Genomic DNA, 21,857 nt, shown 5'->3' on the forward strand with positions numbered 1-21,857 from the left:
CAAGGTATCCGAGAAAAAGAAGAAGAAAATCAAACCACCCGAAGTCCGCCCCATCGAGAAAGAAGAACGCGAAAAGCTACAGCGAATTGATAACAACACGGCTGCATAAAACCCTTCACGGCGTTGGGCTGACGACCGGTGCGATCACCACCCTGATCGTTGTTGCGCTAAACTTTGTGGCACTTCCCGAAGAAAAGAAATCATTACTGCCGATCGCGCTGATTTGTGCTCTTAGCCTGGTGGGTCAACACGTCATGCTGATCATGACGGCGGTCGATCGTGGCAGTGGCGAGTTTGGCAAATACAATTTGCGACGGTTTATCGCCGCCGCAGCTTTTCCCACGTTGTTGCTTGGGGCTGCATTATTGATCGAGATGACGGTCCCGCTTGCGGCAATTCTGTTCGTGGTTGCCTCGCTGGTCTCGATGGCCGCGTGCGTGATTGGCGTTTCCAAACCATTGAGCGGTCCGACCGCGATTCCGACCAAACAATTGTTGAAAGAGAGCCGCCCTTATGGCTTTTCAATGTTTGTGACGGATCTGTTTGAGCGGCTTGATTTGCTGTTGGTTCTTTGGCTCGCTCCGCTGGTCGAACAGGGCTTCTACGCCGCCATGGTCCCTGCCGCTTACCCCCTGACGGTGATTCCCAACACGCTTGGATTGTTCCTGTTTAACGCAGGTGCAGATAAAAATAAGAACCTAACGCGGTCGCATGTGAATCGAATTCTGGGTTCGTCGATCGCGGTGCAAACTCTGACGACCGTTGTGTTCATGCTGTTAATTGGGCCGCTGGTGGTGTTGGTCTATGGACAGGACTTTGAGCCCGCGATTGAGTTTGTATTGTGGTTGGCTCCTGCGTCCGCGATTAAGGGTGTGCTTCAGGGGCTGGACAGTTACCTAAAGGGTCGCGGTCGCCCGTTGGCACCGATCAAAGCACGTGGGTGCGCGATGTTGGTGATGTTTGTCACCGCAATGACGTTGGTACCGCACTATGGCACGGTCGCGATCGCGATGGCCGCACTGGCCGGACAGGTCGTTTGCTTGATTTGGTTATCCGCAATTGTTTACGGCGATGTTGGTCGTAACCATCCCAGCATGGATATCGCCGAGTCGCAGCCCTAGTTACGATTGTGCCATGAAATCGGATCCAATCGCGCCGCCCAACGTCCAGAATTTGCACGTCGTTTTTCAAGTCAATTTTGTCGCGCCAAATCTCATCGCAGTAATGCAGGAACTGGCGAAGCGAGTTGGGAAGCTAACAATTTTGTCTTCGGTTGACATGGAGGCAAATCGGGACTGGAAAGCCGATTGGCAGGGGTTGGAGGTGGTGGTCCAGAATACTTGGACGCTGACACGAAAGCCGGTTCATCCATCTGGTTACCAAGAGATCAACTACATCCACATTCCATTGGATACATTCGGGCAGTTGAGACGGCTGAAACCAGATGTGATCGTGTCACTGGAAATGGGGGCGCGTTCATTGTTGGCATCGCTGCACTGTCGGTTTATGAGACGAAAGACGAAACACGTGCTGGCGGTCTATGCTTCCGAGCGTAGTGAAGCTGGTCGAGGTCCGCTGCGTCGATGGCTCAGGCGACGACTGGTCGCAAAAGCAAAAGTGATCACGTCCAACGGCCCAAGCTGTACGAGGCTGCTAAAGAGTTATGGTGCGGAAACTGACAAAATTCTGCCTTGGAATTATGCCTCGGATCCTTGCAAACGATTCACTGGTGAAGTGCGTGGTCGTGATGACGCGATGCAGCTAGAATTGTTGACCGTGGGACAACTCACCGAGCGCAAAGGGATCATCACGGCTGCCGAGCAGCTTACCGATTGGGCCACCCAGAATCCAGCGACGACGGTGCGGTGGAATGTGGTTGGAACCGGACCGCTCGCTGGTGATTTGGAAACGATCAGCCGGCCTGCCAATCTAAATTTAGTCATGCATGGACACCAATCGCCACAGCAGATTATCGACCATTATCGCGACAACGACTTTTTGTTATTTCCGACCCTGGCCGACGAATGGGGGCTGGTCGTTGATGAGGCCCTGCATTCCGGGTTGCCGGTACTTGGCAGCGTACACAGCCAAGCGGCTGAAACTTTGATCGCCAACGGAAAGAATGGCTGGACTTACGATCCCGAACATCCCGGCGGGCTGTCATCGATTCTTGGCGACGTCCAGCCGGTCTTCGGCGACGCGTATCAACAAATGACCTGTACCGCTCGCGAGAGCGTTTCCGAACGAACCGCCGAAGCTTCTGCGGAACAATTGGTGACTGCGATGAAAGCGGTTGTGTCACCGTGACGGCAACCGCAACTATATCGTTGGCAGTGTATCTGGCTGACCAAAATCCGCGACGTGATCGGAGTTTGGGTATCACGTCGATGACGCAATCGTTGTTGAATTCTTTTGCCAAACGTGACGATTTGGAAATCACGCAGGTGATCTCCAAAAGTTCATTCAGGGACGATGTGGCGGCCAGCAGGACCAGACGTTTACCGTTTCGAACTGACAACCCAATCGGTCGATTGATTGCGGACAAAGGGCATAACATGTTCACAAATCCTGAGGTGGATTTGTGGTATTACCCCAAGGGCTATGTTGCTCATTTTTGTCAGACGAGTGTCCCTAAGATTGGCACGATGCATGACACGATCGTGCAATACTACGCTGACCGTTACCCTGAAACCCGTAGCTCTCGAGCCTTTGATTATTGGATTGGAAATACCCAGCGAAGTCTTCGCAAACTTGATCGGGTGCTAACGATTTCAGAAACGGCTGCCAATCAATTGCGTCAGTTTTGTGATCGCTACAAAATAGCGATCCCGACAATTGACATTACCTACGAAGGCAGTTGCTGGGAACACAGACGCGGCGAGTCTTTTCAAAAACAGGGCAATGCCGTTCACCTTGCCTCGGCTTCGCCGCACAAGGGAACCAACCGTTTGCTTGGCCTGTGGAAAGTTTTGCAGGAAAGAAACAAAGACTTGCCTAGAATGACGTTGGTGGGAAAGCTGGATCAAACAGGTCAGGAAATCTTTGATCAACTTGATAATGTCGAAATGAAGCCCACCGAGCAAATTGACGCGTTACAACAGACAGTTGGGCAAGCATCGGTCTTGTTGTTGCCCAGTGAAATAGAAGGTTTTGGCTTGCCCGCGTTGGAGGCGTACTATGTCGGGACACCGGTTTGCTACGCCGGCGGTACGTCGGTCGCCGAAGTCATTGACCCAATGGGACATCAGGGCGAATTTGCGATTGATGACGTCGATGACTTTGCGCGTTCACTTGATTGGGCACTGGATTTGTCGCCCACAAACATCGGTCAGATTAACGACTTGATGTACGACCGTTTTTCAATCGCCAAAGTCACCGACCGCATCATCGAAGCTTTCCGAATGACGTTGGACGACAATCGTTGAGTAGTGTTGCATGGCATTTTTGTTATTACTGATCGACGGCTACAACGTCTTATCGCCTGCTGCTGCACCGACCCGAAGTGATCCGTTGTGGCTGCACCGCGAACGAATGCAATTGATTTCTCGCTTGACGACTCACCTTGCACCGGAAACTTGCCAAAGAACCTGTGTTGTCTTCGACGCGGCCAACCCGCCCCCAGATCGTCCCGATCGTTTTGAAATCGGCGGGATCGATATTCGTTTTGCGGTCGATCACCCCGAAGCCGATGATCTGATCGAAGAGATGATTCGTGATCACCATGTTCCCAAAAAATTGACGGTCATTTCATCGGACCATCGCGTTCAGACAGCCGCGCGGCGGCGCGGCGCGACCGCCTTGGATTCGCAGCAATGGATCGATGACTTGCTTGACGGAAAGATCCGTTTGTCCAGCCAAGCGAGTGGAGCAGGGCAGGGCGGTGAGAACGAATCGATCGATCACGATTCGAAGCCCTCGGTCGATCAGGATGAAGTCAACGAATGGATGGATAAGTTTGGGTTTTGAAACGGTGATCGTTTCAACGTAGGCCGGAACAAGCCGCTTCGGCGCAGTTCCGGCAATTGCATGTTGGGATGCCTGTCGGTGCCTGTCTGCCGGAACTGCGCCGAAGCGGCTTGTTCCGGCCTACAGCTACAGTGAAATCGGTGCAACATCGACCGAAACGCTTAACTTCGTCGAACCACCGCCGATTACCACGCCTCGCATCGGACTGACTTCGCTGTAATCGCGACCGATACAAATCGGAATGTGGTTGATTTCGGAAACGCACGCGTTGGTGGGATCAAAGCTAACCCAGCCCCATTTTTCGCCGGCATAAACGCTGATCCAGGCGTGCGATTCATCGGCACCGACCAAGCGTGGCTGACCTTCCAACGGAATCGTTCGCAAGTAACCGCTGACGTAGCGTGCGGGGATTCCGATCGATCGCAAACACGCGATCTGCACATGAGCAAAGTCTTGGCAAACACCGGCCTTCAAAGCGAAAGCAGCATCCGTTGCGGTGTTGACGTCGGTTGCTGCCGAATCATAACGAAAGTCCTGATGAATTCGCTTGGTCAAATCCAGCGTCGCTTGCAAGATCGGGCGTCCTGGTGGAAACGACGGAGCGGCGTACTGAGCAAACGCTTGGCTGCGCATAATCCGCGGCGAATCATGCAGGTATTCTTGAGCTTCAAGCCAGCCAGGATTCTCGCCACTGCTGATCCGTTGGCGAACCATTTCCCACGGCGGCGAATCGAGTTTCATCACGGACTGCTTACGCGATACCGTCACCTCGCTAACAACGTTCACGGTAAGTTCGCGGTGCAGCAGCTCAATCGAAAAAGAGGTCACCTGATTGCCAAAGTAATCGAAATGATGTTCGACAAAAGTTGGCTCGGGCGTAATTTTTGTTTCCGCCTGATGACAGTTCATCGACAAACAGGGCGAATCAATGCTGTGCGGCATCATTCGCAATTGGTTCTGGCAAATGGCGACGGCGGATTCATACCGGTAATCAGTACGATGGCTGATGCGGTAGCTGGCGGAATCAGTCAATGCGATTACTCGACGTTAGGTAGCTTGGGGATGATTGCCCCTGACCCGGCGGATCCAGGTCGCGACGCGATGGGGTCAATGCGACCGGTCAATTCAACCGTCGCACCGGTGTGGATCAAATACCTTGCGGTGATGGCATCAGACAAATCGGGCAATTCGTTGGTTAGCTTCGTCAACAACTCATTCAAGCTGACGCGGACGCCTCGTGCATTGGCGTGGGACAACTCGGCTGGGTCATCCATCGTGACGCAATGCAAAAGTTTGCGAGCCATCTTTTCGTCCGGCCCCAAGCCTACTTCGTGATGATCCGAGGGTAGCTCGCGGACGTGTTGATCAATCATCAGCAATTGATACATGATTGAACGCGGATTAGTTTCGTCGTTAACCAGCAAATCAATCACTGCGGTAGGTTGCATTTGCAGTAGATAACGCGACCGATACGTCATCATGCTATCGGTGGTTTGCAAAACTGATTCCAGAACAGGTGATTCGTCTTCGATCGGATTCACCAACATTGCCGAAAGCAGTTCGGCCGTTTGGTAGGCGCGTTCGATTCGACGTCCCAATTGCAAGAATCGCCATCCATGCGTTCGCGTCATGCTCTCGATCACTAATCCCGAAAACGCCTGTAGGTCGGTGATGATTCCATCCAGCCGGTTGATGACGGCTGCTATGTCGGTTGCATCGGAATGGTTGTCCCTAACCAAGTGGTCGCCAATCTTTTTGATGATTCGGTAAGCGTCCAGCGAGACTCGGTCGTGGACCGACATGGCTTTTTCGCCCATGTCACGAATCCCGGCAAGCAAACCACCTAGTTTTTCGGCGTCAAACAGGCTTTCCGGAAGAACCTTTTCCAGCGATGGCAATTTCTCCCCCAGTCCCGCGATCGCGTGATCGGGTTCCAGTTGCCCCAGCGCGGCGAGGGCGGCAACCATGCGAGGAAGTTCGACAATGTCTTCGAGTTGAGTCTCGCCAGCGATTCGAATCAGGGTGGCGCGAAGCAGTCGAGCAATCGATTCGCTGCGCTCGGCACTGCGCCCAAGCCAGAACAGACTTTCGCCAACTCGGCTCGGCATCTCTGCACCACCGCGGACCAAATTGATCGGCGCATGGGACTGCTTCAGCAGCGTGACTTCGTGATCAACCGGCTTATCATTCGCGATCCAGCAATCCAGCCCAAGGCGACCGCTGGTCGGACTCTGGTCCAACGTTCGCGGATCAGGACTGACCCTAGCCAGTCCGCCGGGCATCACTTCCACACCATCCGCGGTTTGAACTTGGAACGATCGTAACGCAACGTGCCACGATTCCAACTTGCCCTCGTGCCAAACCGGTGTGCTGCTTCGCGAAGGTCGATGCTGAGCGACAAAGTTGTGTGGTTGAGCTTTGATTTGGTCAACCAAGTCGCTTTTCTCCGCAGCGGTCATTTCGTCTGGTGAAATGGGTGGTTCAGAAGAAACATAGAACGCAGGCCTTAGAATCAGTTCATCAAGATGCTCCAAAACGAAGGCTCGTTCGGATTGTCCACCGCACCAATACGTCCCGATGCTTGGCAGCGAAGGTTCCTCGCCAAACAAAAACTTGGATGCCGCAGGCAGGAACGGCATCAGCGCCGGCATCTGAGCGAGCGTGCTGCCGATGCTGTTGGCCACAGCGACGTTGCCGCTGCGGATCGTTTGCAGCAACCCGGTCGCGCCTTGTTGTGATGAAGGGTTCAATTCAAGTGGATCGCTTTTGCGGTCCGAGATATGTCGGCACAAAACATCAATCGGCAACAATCCGCCAAGCGTTTTTAGATTCAGCTTGCCGCCACGGACGGCCAAGTCCCGCCCCTGGACCATGGTGTAACCAAGGTAGCGTGCAAGATAGGCGTCTTCGATATAACGATAGCTGTGCTGACCGGGCGTCAGGATTGCAACTCGCGGGTTTTCGGGGCTTCCGGCTGCAAGTGAATTGAGATGTTGTCTCAACGCTGAAAAAAACGAGGCAACGCGGACGACGTTGTTTCCACGCAGCAGCTTTTGAAAAACGCGGCTGGTGATGATCCGGTTTTCCAGTGCGTAACCCAATCCGCTTGGTGCCCGCGTGCGATCACCGGTCACCCACCATGTGCCGTCCTTGTCGCGTGCTAGGTCGGTCGCGGTAACATCCAACCGAAGCTTTGTTTGAGGCAGTTCGTGGTAGACGCGATAGTAGTTGTGATTGGCGCTTAGCAATTCCGCTGGCAAGACTTTGGCTTTTAACAGCTTTTGTTCGCCCAGCAGGTCGCCCAAGATCGCTTCCAACAATCGCACGCGCTGTTGCAATCCGGCTTCAAGCAATTGCCATTTCTGCGCGTCCAACACCAATGGGATCGCGGCAAGTTTCCATGGCCGCGCCGATCGCTTGATAATGTCAGCGAATTGAAAGTTCGCACCGCTTTCTCGAACAAGTCTTTCGATTTCGTGCGAAGCTTTGGAAATGCCAGCGGGACCAAGGTCGTCCAGGCTAGAAATCAATGATTTCCAAGCCGGCCGAACGGTACCGTCGGCTGCACGACATTCGTCATACTGGTCGCCGGAAGGCATGTACTTCGTAAAGGGATCAGAGGGGAGAATGGTCTGGTTCAATTCCAAAGCCGCCGAACATGGAATGGGAAACCATCAATCTTAGTTCGCGATTGAACTTAGCGACATGGTGGGTCATCGGTTGCAAACTGCGTAGGCCGGAACAAGCTTAACGCAGTTCCGGCAATTGCATGGTATTGAATCAAATTGCCGGACCTGCGCTAAGCTTGTTCCGACCGACAACTATTCTCAAAACCAAAAACGTGACGCTTCCTAAAACTGTCTACGCAAATCCAAAGTCACCGGATAAGGACGATAACCTAGTGGATGGACGTGCGGCGAAACTGGGGCCGGCACTTCGATGGTGCCCCCCGACATGCCAAAGTCCTCGAACCGGGCCGCACGACGTGATTCGGCTTCGTTGGCGTTGATCGGAAAACGATCGGTCCCGCGACCGCCCGGGTGCGCCACATGGTAAGTGCAACCACCAATCGATCGTCGATTGCGGGTGTCCACCAACTCAATCCGCAGCGGTGTGTGAACGCCAATCGTTGGATGCAAACAACGCGGCGGCTGCCATGCACGGAAACGAATGCCCGCAACATATTGGCCGGTTACCGACGTGCTATGCAGCGGCACGTTGACGCCGTTGCACAACACCGCATAACGAGTTGTGTCGAAGTGATCCAGCAATACTTCCACCCGTTCGACTGACGAATCAACGAACCGAGCAGTACCGCCACCGCCGGGTTCTTCGCCCATGACGTACCACGGTTCGATCGCCGAACGAAGCTGCATCGCGATGCCCTGATAATTGACCTCGCCAATCTTGGGGAACCGGAATTCAAAGTGAGGCACGAACCATTGCGGATCCATCTTGGCATCGTCCGATGCAATTTCACCAATCGCATCGCATAAATCTTGCCAGACAAAATGCGGCAGCATGAACTTGTCATGCAAACTGTTTTCCCAATGCGTCAGCGGCTTAGCGTAAGGTTGTTTCCAAAACGCTGCGACGATCGAGCGAATAAACAACTGCTGCGCCAGACTCATCCGAGCGTGCGGTGGCATTTCAAATCCACGCAGTTCGACTAGGCCAAGTCGGCCAGTCACACTGTCGGGCGAATAGAGTTTGTCGATGCAAATTTCGGCGCGGTGAGTGTTACCGGTCAAATCGACTAACAAATCACGGAACAGTCGGTCCACCAACCAGGGCTGGATAAATTCGCCTCGTTCGGGCAATTGCGACAGTGCAATTTCCATTTCATAAACCGAGTCGCGGCGGCTTTCGTCAAACCGAGGTGCTTGACTGGTCGGGCCAATGAACCGGCTGCTGAACAGATACGACAGGGCAGGGTGGTTGTTCCAGAACGAAATCACACTGCCCAGCAAATCAGGCCTGCGCAGAAACGGGCTGTCCATCGGCGTCGCACCGCCCATCACGATGTGGTTTCCACCTCCGGTACCGGTGTGGCGACCATCCAGATCAAACTTGTCCGTTCCCAACCGACACTGTTTGGCTTCTTCGTAAAGTGTTTCAGTCAGGTTGACCAACGAATCCCAGCTCGATGATGGCTGTGTGTTGACTTCAATCACACCAGGATCGGGTGTCACCTTGAAAAATTCAACGCGGTGGTCTGACGGAGGCAAATAGCCTTCGATGATCACTGGCAGTTCCAACGCGGCACAGGTGTCTTCGACCGCGCTGATCAGGTCCAAGTAGTCTTCCATCCGCTGAGTCGGCGGCATAAAGACATGCAAGCGACCGTGACGACATTCGACGCACAGCGCGGTTCGCACAATGTCATCGCTGGTCGGCAGATCGTCATCGTCTTCTAGGTCAAGGGTTTGTTCGTTGACGTAGCCAGCGTTGGATGCCGAATCGTCGCTTGACGCACCATCGCGGACGACTTCGTATTCGTTTCCCTTTGGCATCTCGCGAGACGGCATCCCACGTGAAGAAGGCAACGAACCACGCAGAGTCGTTGGGTCCTGCGGTAACGTGTAGATCGCATCGGACTCAGCAGAAGCAACGGGCAAAGTGTCAAGCGGCAATCGTAATCCCAACGGCGATTCACCTGGCAACAAATAAACCTTGCCACCACGCACCGGCCAGCGACCACCGATCCAACCGGGACGCGCTTGCCACCAAGCACGTCGCATCGGGATGACGAAACCGACGGGCGTTCCCAAGCCATTTTGGAATGTGCGAATCATCATCGCCCGCTCGTTGGGGTCTTCCAGTTTTGGATCGGTCGGATCAACGTCGATCGGTAAACGTTGTTCACGCCACAAGTAATGGAAGGTGTCTTCGTAGACCGGGAACGTCATCTTTGCGCTAATGTTCAATTCGCGGGCCAAGTGACGAACGAATCGATTGGCATCTTCGGATTTGAAATTGTAATCGTGTCCTTCGTCAGCCAACCATTGCGGGTCGCGCCAAATGGGTTCGCCGTCGTTTCGCCAAAGACAGGTCAGCGCCCACCGTGGCAACGATTCACCGGGATACCATTTGCCTTGTCCGTAATGCAGCAAACCGCCCGGTGCAAATTTATCTCGCATACGAAGCAACAGCACATTGCTGAGTACGCGTTTTTCTTCGCCAACCGCATCCGTGTTCCACTGCGGATCTTCCATGTTGTCGATCGACACGAACGTTGGCTCGCCGCCCATCGTCAAACGCACGTCGCCTTCGTCGAGTTGCTGATCAACCTTGCGACCGACTTCAAGAATGTCATTCCATTGATCGTCGGAGTACGGCATCGTGACGCGTGGCGTCTCGTAATAACGTGACACCGACATCTCGTGCGAAAACGTGACTTCGCATGCTTCGTGCCCGCCGGTGATCGGTGCTGCGCCCTCGTAGGATGGCGTACAAGCCAATGGAATGTGACCTTCGCCCGCAAACAAACCGCTGGTGGGATCCAGTCCAACCCAACCTGCACCGGGCAAGAAGACTTCGACCCAAGCATGCAGATCACAAAAATCTTCGGTCGGTCCCGATGGTCCATCAAGCGGCTTTTCATCCGCAGTTAACTGAATCAAATAGCCCGATACGAATCGTGCAGCCAAACCGATTTGCCGGTAAGACTGGACCATCATCCAAGCCGAATCGCGGCATGAACCACTGTTGATCGTCAGCGTTTCTTCGGGCGTTTGAACACCCGGTTCCATCCGGACCAGATACTCAACGCGGTCCTTGGCCATTTGGTTGGCTTCGACCAGGAAATCCACCATGCGGTCGGCGGACTTGGGCAACTGGCTGACCCACTTTTCCAAAGCCGGCGTCATCGGCTCGCACTCTAGGTAGGGTGCCAACTGCAGTTTCAACGCAGGGTCGTAAACAAAAGGCCAATGGTCAGATTCTTCTTCGATGAAGAAATCAAACGGATTGATCACCGTCATGTCAGCGATCAAATCGACCGTAATACTGAGGTGATCGCACAGTTCAGGAAACACATAGCGAGCGATCGGGTTGCCAAACGGATCCTGTTGCCAGTTGCAGAAATGCTTGCCTGGCGAAACGTCCAAACCGTATGAATCGATCGGCGTCCGGCCGTGATAGGCGGGGCGCAGGCGGATCAATTGCGGACCGACTTCAATCGGTCGGTCGTAGTTGTATTGAGTCTTGTGGTGAAGTGCGACGCGAATCGTCATGTGGTAACCGCCGAGTGAAAGAAGTCTTGATTCATCGCAATGCCGATGTCATTGATGTCTGTTTGTGTCTTGTCGATAAATTCATGCATCCCCTGATCTAAGACTTCATCGACATCCGCCGAAGACAACCGAACCTGAAGCTCGCAAGCCAATTCCAACGCATGATGATCGGAATCATCGCTGGACATGCTGCCAATTTTTAACAACGATTCACAGGCACCATCGATGCAGAATAATACTGAACGTGGAAAGGTAGAATTGAATAGGAAGAATTCGACAACCGTGGGGACGCGAATCAATCGGTGCATCGACCGATAAGGCTCGAATCCGCTAATGGCTGAAAGCAGTGCTGACCATTGCAAGTCGTCAACCGCTGTTCCCACATCATCGAGCTGCGGAAGGATGTTGAAATACTTGACGTCCAAAATACGCGACGTCTTGTCAGCCCGTTCCAGCAATCGACCGACGTTAGCAAAGTGCCAACCCATGTTGCGTGACATCGTGCTGTCCAGGACACCCGTCCAGCGAATCGCAAATCGCCGAACAGAATCAAAGAAATCAGTGTGCGAAAGTTGAGACGCACTTGCCGCGGAGTCTCGAACGAAATAGTAAAATTCGTTCAGTTGTTCAAAGGTCTCTGACGATAACGATTCGCGAACGCTGCGGGCATTCTCGCGAGCGTGCCATAGATTCGAGATCATGGAATTAGAATACGTATCGTCGAACGCCAAGAAATGCGTCACCGATTCAACGTCCATGACTTTGAACCGCTCGTCAAATTTTTTCTGATCGGCGGTGACTTGAATCAGCGGTGCCCAGGGGTCCACCAAGTCTTCTGGTTGATCCAAGATTAAGTTGTGCGTGACCTCAAGAAAACGAGCTAGATTTTCTGCTCGCTCAACTTGGCGACTCATCCAATAGATTGATTCAGCAACTCGTGACAACATGAAGCGATACTTTGTCAGTGAAGGAGTGGGGGTGGAAGCGTAGCGAAAGTCGCCAGGACTTTCGGCTCTGCAGGGATGCCGAGACTCCCTGCGGGTTTTAATGCGAATTTGGCCGCGAAATAGATTTCGGAATTAGACTTCGGCGATCGTTTGTCCCGGTTCTGCCGAGACCCAGGTGTCTTTGCTGCCGCCGCCCTGAGATGAATTAACAACCAACGAGCCTTTGCGAAGGGCGACACGCGTTAGTCCACCAGGCATCACCCAAACGTCATCTTTGCCGCACAAGATATACGGACGCAGATCGACATGCCGACCCTCGATCTTGTCTCCGAACACCGTTGGGGCTCGCGAAAGTGAAAGCGTTGGCTGAGCAACAAAGTTGCGAGGGTTCTTGCGAATCTGATCAGCGAAATCTTTTCGCTCGGCATCGGTCGCGTGCGGGCCGATCAGAATACCATAGCCGCCTGATTCATTCGCAGCCTTAATCACCAATTGGTCCATGTTCTTCAGGACGTGTTCGCGTTCGTCTTCTCGCAGACAAACATAGGTCGGCACATTGGGAAGAATTTGCTTCTCGCCGAGGTAGTATTCGATCATGTCTGGGACGTAGGCGTAGATCACCTTGTCGTCGGCAACGCCTGTTCCCGGTGCATTGGCAAGCGAAACATTGCCCGCACGGTAGGCTCGCATCAAACCAGCGACACCTAGCATCGAATCCGAACGGAAGACTTCTGGATCTAAGAAGATGTCATCGACCCGGCGGTAGATCATGTCAACTCGCTGCAATCCGTCGGTCGTTCGCATGTAGACGAAGTCTTTTTCGACAATCAAGTCGCGACCTTCGACCAATTCAATTCCCATCTGCTGGGCAAAGAACGAATGCTCGTAGTAGGCGCTGTTGTACATCCCTGGCGTTAGCACGACGACCTTGGGGTCATCCACCGTCGGAGGAGCCATCTCTCGCAGCATTTGGTACAACCGAGCTGGGTAATCATTCACCGGGCGAACCTGCGAAGATTGAAACGCCTGCGGAAAGTTTTTCTTCATCAAGAATCGATTCTGCATCACGTAGGATGCACCCGATGGACAACGCAGGTTGTCTTCCAGCACGTAGAAAGCGCCGGTGTCGTCGCGTACCAAGTCAGTCCCGGTGACGTGGCACCACACGTCATTGAATGGTTTCAGCCCCATGCACTGCGGCAAGAACGTCGGTGCTGAATCGATTAACTCACGCGGCAGGATGCCATCGTTGACAATTTCCTGTTTTGAATAGATATCCGACAGGAACATGTTCAGCGCTTTGATTCGCTGACGAAGTCCCGCATCAATATGTCGCCACAGAATCGAAGGAACGATTCGAGGCAGAATGTCGAACGGCATGATCTTTTCGGTACCGGCATCGTCGCTGTAGACGGTGAAGGTAATGCCCATCTGATACAAGGCTTTTTCAATCGCATTTTGTCGGCGGAACAGTTCGCCCGGAGCCAATCCATTGATCAGATTTATTAATGCGGTCGAATCGGGCCGAGATTGACCGCCCTGCAAAACCAATTCATCAAAAAAGCCGCCTGTGTCATAACCAGCCAACGCGGATTGCGGGTGTGGAGCGGATTGCGTTTGAGATTGCGACTGTTGAGACATCGGGGGGCCAATGGAGCGATCAAAAGTGTAAACGACAACACGGCCCAGCCAAAAAGCTGAGCTCGTCGGATCCGTAACCGCCTCACGGAATGCCAGAGTTTAACCGCGTCTGATCCTAGGTAAAAGTCTCAACCTCCAAAACGCCGCTATCGCCAAGGTGGGGGGACGAATTCTCGCCTTAACACGTTCTTTCATTCCCTCAAGGCTCCCCAATCGCCCAGCAATCGCCCAGCAACCGACCATCAATCGCCCAGCGTGCCGGTCACAAAGAAAGAACTCAATTCAGTGCGGGGCAAGCGGAAAGATGACACGTGAAGTGAATCCGGGACGATTGCTAGATCAGTGAACGATCCGGAGTCAAAAGTTGATAGTTTCCTACTCCCACTGAATCATTGAGCGTCTGCAAGATCATTCGTTGTCGCGATTTGTCATCGTAGGGGCCTGGCAGATAGGTCGGCTTGCCCTCGAATCCGAACTCTTCTTCAACGGCAGATTGATTGGGATCGACGTCGCCCCAAATCCATCTCACTTTGTCGTAATCCGGGTGTGGTTTCAGTCCCAGCGAAGCGGCGTAGGCGACGCCACCCTCCACGATGGACCTTCCCCGTTCGGGCGAGCACTCGATAAGGTTAATTTTCGATCTGAGTTCTTCCATCATTTCTTTCGCGAACGCGGGCGATTGGATTCCTGCGACAACGTCTTTTACTCCCAAGCACCACCTGTCGACCAAGAAGTGGGCGTTCGCCACCATTGATCTCGGAGCCCGTCTTGTGATCAAGATGGAAGTCATTCCATTGAATTCCGAATCTCTCGAATCGCCCATATAGCAACTAAGGAACGAGCGGGAAATTAGTGTCGCCTTTCGCTCCGCGAAAGTAGCGAATCCGCTGCTTTCGCGGAGCGAAAGGCGACTATAAAAAGTCGCACGTTCCTAAGGATCTCACCCGTGGCACTCAACTTCATCGAACCTGCAAGCGATCGAGTCATTTGTTTCAGACGCGATGCTTCCCGCACTTTGCGAGCATCCTTGGCTCGTTGTTTCGCGATCTTTTGTTGACGCTTCCATAATGGCTGAGTGAATAGTCCCGGCGGGACGGAAGCTCTCTGCCGGGGATGTAAATCCCCGGATGGCAGCGTTATATCTCACCAATTCTCTGGGGCAGCCATCCGGGTGCTCGCGCACCCGGCAAGGAGCTGCCGGCCCTCCGGGCCTAACTCGCAGCAACGGATGCAACGTCCCGAGCGAAACGCGACTCTAAAAAGTCGTACGTTCCTAACGTTTGGATGGATTATTCGACAACACCAAATCAATGCGTCTGACGACGCGGGGTGCAGCACTGGTTGCGCCCAACACGAGCAATGGAAAAAGCACTGTCATGGCCGAACTTGATCAGGTTCTTTGATTTGGTTGGGCGAGGAATTTGACCACGGAGTCACTGAGGGGCACAGCGATGAAGGACGTAAAACATGCGACTCTGCGTCTCTGCGACTCTGTGGTTGTACTGTTTCTTTTGGTTGGGTCTAAACCCAACGCCGTGAAGGGTTTTTGAACTGTTTAACCGCGTGGGCATCGCCCCGCGCGTCCATGCGGGGCGAAACGCGCGGGGCGATGCCCACGCGGCTAAACGAACTAATCGGTGTTTTCCGTGACCAAAACTCTTCACGGCGTTGGATCCCACCTCTCCCGCCCCGCGGGAGAGGTCGAGCCAAAGCGAGGGAGAGGGCTCGCGACAACGCTCGCCCCATCCCGGTAAAAAAAGGGGTTAGGACTCGATTAAAGCACAAGCGATGGAACTGTCCTAACGCCTTGTGCGTGTCACTTTTCCGTATGCAACCGTTAGCGCAGATTTCCATGCCGAAAAGGGTGGATTGGGTTGACTGCCCCTGCCGCGAATTATCTGCTGTGTCAATGACCGCGTGAACATTTGCGTATGGCCATTACCGCACAGAGATACTAAAGCGACGTTAAGCACCGGAGAAGATCTATGTTTTTACGAATGACCGTGGTGGGACTGATTGTTTCACTAGGCTCTTGGATCGGCGTCACTTCAGCCAGTGACTTTGAAACGATCTTGTGGCCGCAAGACGCACCTACCTTATCGGATTTCCAAGAGAACGAGTTGGCGTTTCATCGTCAGCAACTAGAGCTGTATCGAAAGCACACCACGGATTCGGATCCCGAGGTTCGTGAGCTGGCCGAGACGTTTCTTGAAGTTGCGATTGCAACAGCAGTGAACGATTGGCAGCAGAGTGAAGATGAATTACTTCGTGCCAGTGAATTGCCCTCGCTTAATGCAGCGGCTTACAAGGCGGGAAGCCGCGATGCGATGGTGGAAATGCACGCGGTCAACGCGCTGCTCAATGAAGCAAGACCGTCCACCGCGGTGGCCGTTGCACGCAAGTCGATCAAGAGTCTGGAAGCGTCCGAGTATCCAGCCGGTCTGAAACTTCTAATGATCGATCGGTTGATTCAGGCTCGTCTTCGCGCCACCCAGTGGCGTTCGGTTGCGAAGGAACGCAAATCGGTCAGCCAAGCTTTGCCGCAGTGGTTTGGCTATGCATCTTCGTTTCCTGATGGATTGCGGATTGCGTATCAACAGTATTTAAGAACGATCAGTCGCGTCCGCATGACGACTGATCTTTTGGCCGAGGATCTGCGGGTGTGCGAGGCGGCTGGCGATGTGGATCCTTGGATCTTGGCGATGATGAAGGGGCACTTTCATCGTCATAACGGTTGGCAACTTCGCGGCGGAGGCTATGCGTCAGAGGTAACGCCGAAGGGATGGGAGGATTTCGAGCGTGAAATGACGCTGTCGTATGACAACTACAAGGCGGCCCATCAGCTTCGTCCCCTATGCCCGCTCGCCCCGGCTGCACTGATTGAACTGGCGATGCTGAACCTTGGTTCTGAGTCAGTCCAGGATTGGTTTGAGGCATCCATTGCTGCGGAACTCGACTACTTTCCCGCTTATCACAAAGTGCTTTGGTCCATGCTTCCGCGATGGGGCGGCAGCGTCGAACAGATGGCAAAGTTTGCGACTCAGTGCGCCGATTGCACTCAGCCTGATTCGTTAGTTCCGTCTTACTACTTTGATGTCCTCAAGCTCATTCACAAAGAAGGCCTCCCTTGGAAAATGATCTTAAGCTCGCCGCGGATCAAGGATTCTTCTTATCAGGTCATCCGTCAGATCCAACAGAATGATCGGTTTCGCACGAAGTCGGGTATGTCAGGGCTGGAATGCACCTGTCATGGAATGGAACTGGCGATTGCTTATTACAACGAAGACTATCCAGCCGCGATCGCCATTTGGGACGCCAAAGCCGACTTCTTGAACGAACACAATCTTTCGAAGTTCAGTCTCTCTCGCCGGATCGATCGTGACAAGCTTGATGCGTTGAATGAGTTTGGAAATCGCATTTCAAAGATGGAAGCAGAATTGGGTTCGCAGGCCAGCCAAGCGGACCGGTGGAAGCAGTCCATCGACGTATGCGAAACGATGAAGGCAACAGCGAAGTCAACGAGAACGATTCGTTATCTGCAATCCAAGATCGATTTGGCGACCGTGGCAATCGATTTCGATGAAGGCCGTTGGGTGTCATTCGAGTTCGACGAAGGTTTGGATCACTGGCACGGTGCCCATCAACACTTTCGGGTCGATGGGCCCACCACGTTAGTTGCATCAACGGAAACGATCACCGGCAAAGCGATGCTGACACATCAGTTGTCATTCTCCGGCCCCAGGGAGATTGAAATGATGATCGAAGTCCTGCACAAGTCCGGCAGTCGTGGGCGGGCGGGTGTCGAACTTGGTGATTGCCGATCTGGCAAAGGCGGTCGATTCTTTTCGATGGATCCCGGTCAAAAACGTGTTGACGTCTACAGCACCGGCGAGCTGTGCCACGTGTTCAAACCCGAAACAAAGCCCAGTCGATTCGGTATCCAAGTTTGGGGACCGCACCAGTGGCAGATTTCGATTGACGGACAGCCGGACACCGACGGACCCGACCCGGAATTCGAACCGAAGACCGACAATCTATCAATCGGAATACCCTACCTGGTCCCCGTGTCAGCCACCGTCGCGATCAAGGGTTTGCGAATCCGTAAGCTGTCTGACCCGCCCCCGAAAAAGTTGATCGACGATACCGAATAATCGTCGCAGTTAGGAGCATCTAAACCATAAGCGGCATAGGCTTCCAGCCTTTTTATACCCCACAACTTTTCTGCGGGATTTGGCCCAACGCCGTGAAGGGTTTCTAAACTGTTAAACTGCGGGGCGATGCCCACGCGGCTTAACAAAACAATGGGTTTTGATCTCTGTTGGCTTCGCTTCCATGCTCGGTCAACGTTATACTCTCGCTTCGCGAGTTCAGCTCGACGGGCGAAGACTAGCTGATACGTGTGGTTGCGTTCAGGTGCGTGGAACGGGCGTCACCGGCTCGTTAGTCTTCTCAGAAGAGTCGCTCGACTATACCCATCAAAAAGTCGCCATACGTGATGTCTGATTCAAGTTCTCAATCAATCACGATCTGGATTGAACAACTCAAGTCGGGTCGGTCGCGTGCGGCGACTGAGTTGTGGGATCGCTACTTTGAACGCTTGAAAGGACTCGCGAAGCAAAAATTGGCTTCGTCAGAAAAACGCGTTTTTGATGAAGAGGATTTAGCGATCTCGGTGTTCCAGGCACTTTGCGAAGGAGTCGAAAACAATCGTTTTGATCGCTTAGACAATCGAGACGATTTATGGTCGCTTCTGATTGCGATCACCAAACACAAATGCGTTGACCAGATTCGTCGTCAAACCAGTGATAAGCGTGGCGGCGGTAGAGTTCGTGGCGAATCGGTGTTCGGTCAACCGGGCGGAGCGGTCGAATGCTTTGACGATCTGCTGAAGGAAGAACCGACGCCGGATTTGTTCGTGTCGATGGATGAAGAATGCAATCGGTTGATGGCGATGTTGGATGACGAAGTCCAGGCAAGAATCGTAAGACAAAAACTAGCGGGCTATCGAAACCGAGAGATCGCTGACCAGCTTGGGATTTCGCTACGCTCGGTCGAACGAAAGCTGGAAGTGATTCGCGATCTATGGTCTTTGGAATTTGACAGCAATGAGTAAGACCGATCATCGACCCGAAATGCAAACGCCGCAACGTCCGCTGCAACGGATCGACCGGGTTTGCGACGCATTTGAAACCCAATGCCTGAATGGTGAAAAACCATCGATCGATGACTTCATTAGGGAGGTTCCGCCGCAAGAACAATCGCAACTGTTCTACGAGCTTCTTCGGCTCGATTTTGAGTATGCCTGCAAACGGGGCAACACTCCCGACCGAGAGTTCTATCTGGCTCGTTACCCCGATCACCAAGACGCGATCGACAAAGTTTTTTTCAACAGCGGTGAATTGAGCCGAATTCAGGACCAACGTCGTTCAAGCGGCACTTCATCGACAGAAATCGAAGAAACACTGAACTTCTCCGCATCTGGCGACACCTTTCATTTGACCGAACCGGTCCAGAGTCAAACCGCGTCGATCGAAGGTTATGAAATCATTGACGAAATTGCTCGCGGCGGTATGGGAATCGTTTACAAGGCTCGGCAAATTGATGCCAATCGTGTCGTGGCCTTAAAGATGATTCTTAGCGGCACGCTGGCCGGGGAAAGCGAAGTTGCCCGGTTCAAGATCGAGGCTGAATCGGCCGCAAGTTTGAATCATCCGGGCATCGTGCCGATCTACGATGTCGGTGAATCGCAAGGGATGCATTATTTCTCGATGGGATTCATTGATGGCCCCAGCTTGAAGGGCTACCAGAAAAACCATTCGCCCGGTCCCAAACGTGCTGCCGAAATCGTCAAGGCCGTTGCCGATGCGATCAGCCACGCCCATTCCAAAGGCATTATTCATCGTGACTTGAAACCAGCAAACATCTTGATCGACGAAGATGGCAACCCGCGCGTCACCGATTTTGGCCTGTCAAAAATCCTGGAGGGCCAAACTGATTTGACCGGCACGGGGCAATTGCTGGGAACGCCGGCATACATGTCACCAGAACAGGCTGCGGGTCAGACGTCGAAAGTCGGGCCGTTGTCGGATGTCTATTCGCTTGGTGCGATGTTGTATGAACTCGTCTCCGGTCGCACACCGTTTGAATCGGAAAGCATCATCGGAATGCTGGAACAGGTCTGCTCGAAAAACCCCGATTCGCTACGGTCGCTCAGTCCCACCGCCGACACGGACATCGAATCGATTTGCATGAAATGCTTGGAGAAAGAACCCGCCCACCGCTATCAATCCGCCGCCGCGCTCGCCGATGACCTGGGCCGTTACTTGGACGGATCGCCGATCATCGCTCGTCGGACACCCAGGACGCAAAAACTGATTCGTTGGTGCAGACGAAAACCTCTCATCGCTGGATTGGCAGCATGCTCGCTGGTCACGTTTCTGATCTTCGGTTCAACGACCGCCTACTTTGCCGTCTCCAGCAGCGCTAACAATTCGATCGCGATTGTAGAACGCGAAAAGAACGATACCAATTTTGCAATTGCTCAAAACGCGGTGGACCAGATGGTCGACCAAGCAAGATTACTGGAAGACATCCCGCGCACCGAGACTCAGAGAAAAGAGTTTTTGGTCAACGCAACCGATTTTTACGAAGGGTTCTTGGAACAACGCCCGGACGATCCCGAGCTGCAGCATCAAGCAGCGGTCCTGCACCGTTCAATGGGCGACATTTTCCGTTTGCTCGGCGAAGTTGATCCTGCACATCAGGCTTACGATCAATCGATCAAGCTGCTTCGCCAATTAGTCATGAGCCAACCCGATGATGTGCGGCACAAAGAACAGCTTCGTGAAAGCCACCTTTGGCTGAGCGTCCTACTGAAACCGGTCGAGGTGGAAAGTGCGATCGGTGCGATCGACCGAGCGTTCAACATTCAAAATGCATTGTCAAAGTCAGCACCTGGGCAAACCAATAACCAGTACGGTTTAGCGAGAGTGCTGTACAACCGTGGCCTGCTGCTTAGCGAGCGTGGCGACGTCGAATCGGCCGAAAAAGATTACCAGCGAGCCGAGCGGGGATTTAAGAACGTGTTGCTGGATTTAGACGCGGCGAAGCAGCGTGAGTGTCGGCTTTACCTTTCGCACACGCTGAACAATTTTGGCATGCTGTTGAAGATGACCCAGCGCTGCGAGGAAGCGAAGGTCAAGGTTCAAAACGCGATCGAGTTGCTGGCCGATATTAGCGAGAGCCGAAAAGAACGTCGCGAACTGGCGATCTATTTCAACAACCTTTCCAACATTTACGCCTCCACGGGCGAGGTCGATGAAGCGATCACGATCAATCAGGAATCTATCGATCTGCTCGAAAGATTGGTCCAGGATTACCCTCGTTACCCTGATCTAAAAAACTCACTTGCCAACGCCCTTAACAGCCATGGATCGCTCGCGGGTCGCGGTGGTCAACTGCCCAAGGCAGCCGAGTTTTTCGGCAAAGCTGAAGTCGTGTTCCAGCAACTATTGGACGACTATCCCGGCAATGTGATCTATTCCAATCGGCTGGGAAATTCAAAGTACAATCATGCCGTCGTGTCGTACATGCAGGCGACTCATGATGCCGCCATCACGCAGTTAAACGAAGCCTTGACGCTGCATCGTTATGCCTTCGACTCAAATCCGAACAACGTCGAATTCGCGGGCAATTTACGCAACGACTATTCGTTGTTGGTCAAATCGCAACTCGCGATTGGTCAGCTATCTGAAATGCAGCGGACCATCGACCAGTGTTTGGACACGTTTCCTGATGACGCGGCGATTCGCGTCCAGGCGGCAAAGTGGTTGGCAAGCGGAATTAAGATGCTTCGTGGTCAGGACGACAAAAACTCCAGTGCAAGCAATCGTTTGGTTGAGAAGTTTGGCCAACAAGCGGTTTCACTGCTCGACTCGGCGAGAGAACAGGAACACATGCCATCCATCTTTGATGGTGATGAAGTGGCCGTCGCATTTGAACCGCTTGCCGACCGCAGTGACTTTCAGCAGTTGATAGCCGAACTTCGTTCTGAATCCCAGCCTTAAAC

The 21,857-nt window shown here is 53.2% G+C and carries 13 protein-coding genes; 7 read left to right on the forward strand and 6 right to left on the reverse strand.

Going from position 1 to position 21,857, the window contains the following annotated elements:
- Nucleotides 1-86: 86 nt before the first annotated feature.
- The 4 genes from RC85_RS26540 to RC85_RS01025 all read left to right on the forward strand — a co-directional run bounded on the left by RC85_RS26540 (nt 87) and on the right by RC85_RS01025 (nt 3,966).
- Entirely contained in the window at nt 87-1,121 is a 1,035-nt protein-coding gene (locus RC85_RS26540) for a lipopolysaccharide biosynthesis protein (RefSeq protein ID WP_068258018.1), read from the forward strand.
- Between the two features lie 13 nt (nt 1,122-1,134).
- Entirely contained in the window at nt 1,135-2,307 is a 1,173-nt protein-coding gene (locus RC85_RS01015; protein ID WP_068258019.1) for a glycosyltransferase family 4 protein, read from the forward strand.
- A gap of 248 nt (nt 2,308-2,555) precedes the next feature.
- On the forward strand, nt 2,556-3,425 hold the full coding sequence (locus RC85_RS01020) for a glycosyltransferase (RefSeq protein ID WP_162273155.1): 870 nt from the start codon (nt 2,556-2,558) through the stop codon (nt 3,423-3,425).
- A gap of 10 nt (nt 3,426-3,435) precedes the next feature.
- Nucleotides 3,436-3,966 (forward strand): NYN domain-containing protein, encoded by a 531-nt coding sequence (locus RC85_RS01025; RefSeq protein WP_068258021.1) that lies wholly within the window; start codon nt 3,436-3,438, stop codon nt 3,964-3,966.
- A 126-nt stretch (nt 3,967-4,092) separates the two neighbouring features.
- On the opposite strand, the gene RC85_RS01030 is transcribed toward RC85_RS01025, so the two are convergent.
- The 6 genes from RC85_RS01030 to RC85_RS01055 form a co-directional block, all read right to left on the reverse strand.
- The gene (locus tag RC85_RS01030) at nt 4,093-4,998 is read right to left on the reverse strand and encodes a transglutaminase family protein (protein ID WP_068258022.1); all 906 of its coding nucleotides are present in this window, start codon (nt 4,996-4,998) and stop codon (nt 4,093-4,095) included.
- Between the two features lie 5 nt (nt 4,999-5,003).
- The gene (locus RC85_RS01035) at nt 5,004-7,565 is read right to left on the reverse strand and encodes a circularly permuted type 2 ATP-grasp protein (protein ID WP_068258023.1); all 2,562 of its coding nucleotides are present in this window, start codon (nt 7,563-7,565) and stop codon (nt 5,004-5,006) included.
- A 252-nt stretch (nt 7,566-7,817) separates the two neighbouring features.
- The gene (locus RC85_RS01040; RefSeq protein ID WP_068258024.1) at nt 7,818-11,201 is read right to left on the reverse strand and encodes a transglutaminase family protein; all 3,384 of its coding nucleotides are present in this window, start codon (nt 11,199-11,201) and stop codon (nt 7,818-7,820) included.
- Nucleotides 11,198-12,148 (reverse strand): alpha-E domain-containing protein, encoded by a 951-nt coding sequence (locus RC85_RS01045; RefSeq protein WP_068258025.1) that lies wholly within the window; start codon nt 12,146-12,148, stop codon nt 11,198-11,200. The genes RC85_RS01040 and RC85_RS01045 overlap by 4 nt, the downstream gene beginning before the upstream one ends.
- Nucleotides 12,149-12,280: 132 nt before the next feature.
- Nucleotides 12,281-13,789 (reverse strand): circularly permuted type 2 ATP-grasp protein, encoded by a 1,509-nt coding sequence (locus tag RC85_RS01050; RefSeq protein WP_068258026.1) that lies wholly within the window; start codon nt 13,787-13,789, stop codon nt 12,281-12,283.
- Between the two features lie 334 nt (nt 13,790-14,123).
- The gene (locus RC85_RS01055) at nt 14,124-14,537 is read right to left on the reverse strand and encodes a hypothetical protein (RefSeq protein WP_149752809.1); all 414 of its coding nucleotides are present in this window, start codon (nt 14,535-14,537) and stop codon (nt 14,124-14,126) included.
- 1,237 nt (nt 14,538-15,774) lie between these two features.
- On the opposite strand from RC85_RS01055, the gene RC85_RS01060 reads away from it, so the two are divergent.
- From RC85_RS01060 to RC85_RS01070, 3 genes are all read left to right on the forward strand, one after another.
- Complete coding sequence (locus RC85_RS01060; RefSeq protein WP_149752810.1) at nt 15,775-17,940, forward strand: hypothetical protein; 2,166 nt, start codon at nt 15,775-15,777, stop codon at nt 17,938-17,940.
- A 344-nt stretch (nt 17,941-18,284) separates the two neighbouring features.
- Nucleotides 18,285-18,902, forward strand: a complete 618-nt coding sequence (locus RC85_RS01065) for an ECF-type sigma factor (protein ID WP_068258029.1) — start codon at nt 18,285-18,287, stop codon at nt 18,900-18,902.
- Nucleotides 18,895-21,855, forward strand: coding sequence for a serine/threonine-protein kinase (locus RC85_RS01070; RefSeq protein ID WP_068258030.1), 2,961 nt, complete (start codon nt 18,895-18,897; stop codon nt 21,853-21,855). The genes RC85_RS01065 and RC85_RS01070 overlap by 8 nt, the downstream gene beginning before the upstream one ends.
- Nucleotides 21,856-21,857: the final 2 nt, after the last annotated feature.

It is taken from the genome of Rubripirellula obstinata (genome assembly GCF_001642955.1).
GTDB lineage: Bacteria > Planctomycetota > Planctomycetia > Pirellulales > Pirellulaceae > Rubripirellula > Rubripirellula obstinata.

Bases quoted from the DNA above. Each gene is read 5' to 3' on its own strand.
- RC85_RS01065 (WP_068258029.1), top strand. From the start codon at position 18,285: ATGTCTGATTCAAGTTCTCAATCAATCACGATCTGGATTGAACAACTC.
- RC85_RS01040 (WP_068258024.1), bottom strand. From the start codon at position 11,201: ATGACGATTCGCGTCGCACTTCACCACAAGACTCAATACAACTACGAC.
- RC85_RS01015 (WP_068258019.1), top strand. From the start codon at position 1,135: ATGAAATCGGATCCAATCGCGCCGCCCAACGTCCAGAATTTGCACGTC.
- RC85_RS01045 (WP_068258025.1), bottom strand. From the start codon at position 12,148: ATGTTGTCACGAGTTGCTGAATCAATCTATTGGATGAGTCGCCAAGTT.
- RC85_RS01020 (WP_162273155.1), top strand. From the start codon at position 2,556: ATGTTCACAAATCCTGAGGTGGATTTGTGGTATTACCCCAAGGGCTAT.
- RC85_RS01035 (WP_068258023.1), bottom strand. From the start codon at position 7,565: ATGCCTTCCGGCGACCAGTATGACGAATGTCGTGCAGCCGACGGTACC.
- RC85_RS01050 (WP_068258026.1), bottom strand. From the start codon at position 13,789: ATGTCTCAACAGTCGCAATCTCAAACGCAATCCGCTCCACACCCGCAA.
- RC85_RS01070 (WP_068258030.1), top strand. From the start codon at position 18,895: ATGAGTAAGACCGATCATCGACCCGAAATGCAAACGCCGCAACGTCCG.
- RC85_RS01025 (WP_068258021.1), top strand. From the start codon at position 3,436: ATGGCATTTTTGTTATTACTGATCGACGGCTACAACGTCTTATCGCCT.
- RC85_RS01060 (WP_149752810.1), top strand. From the start codon at position 15,775: ATGTTTTTACGAATGACCGTGGTGGGACTGATTGTTTCACTAGGCTCT.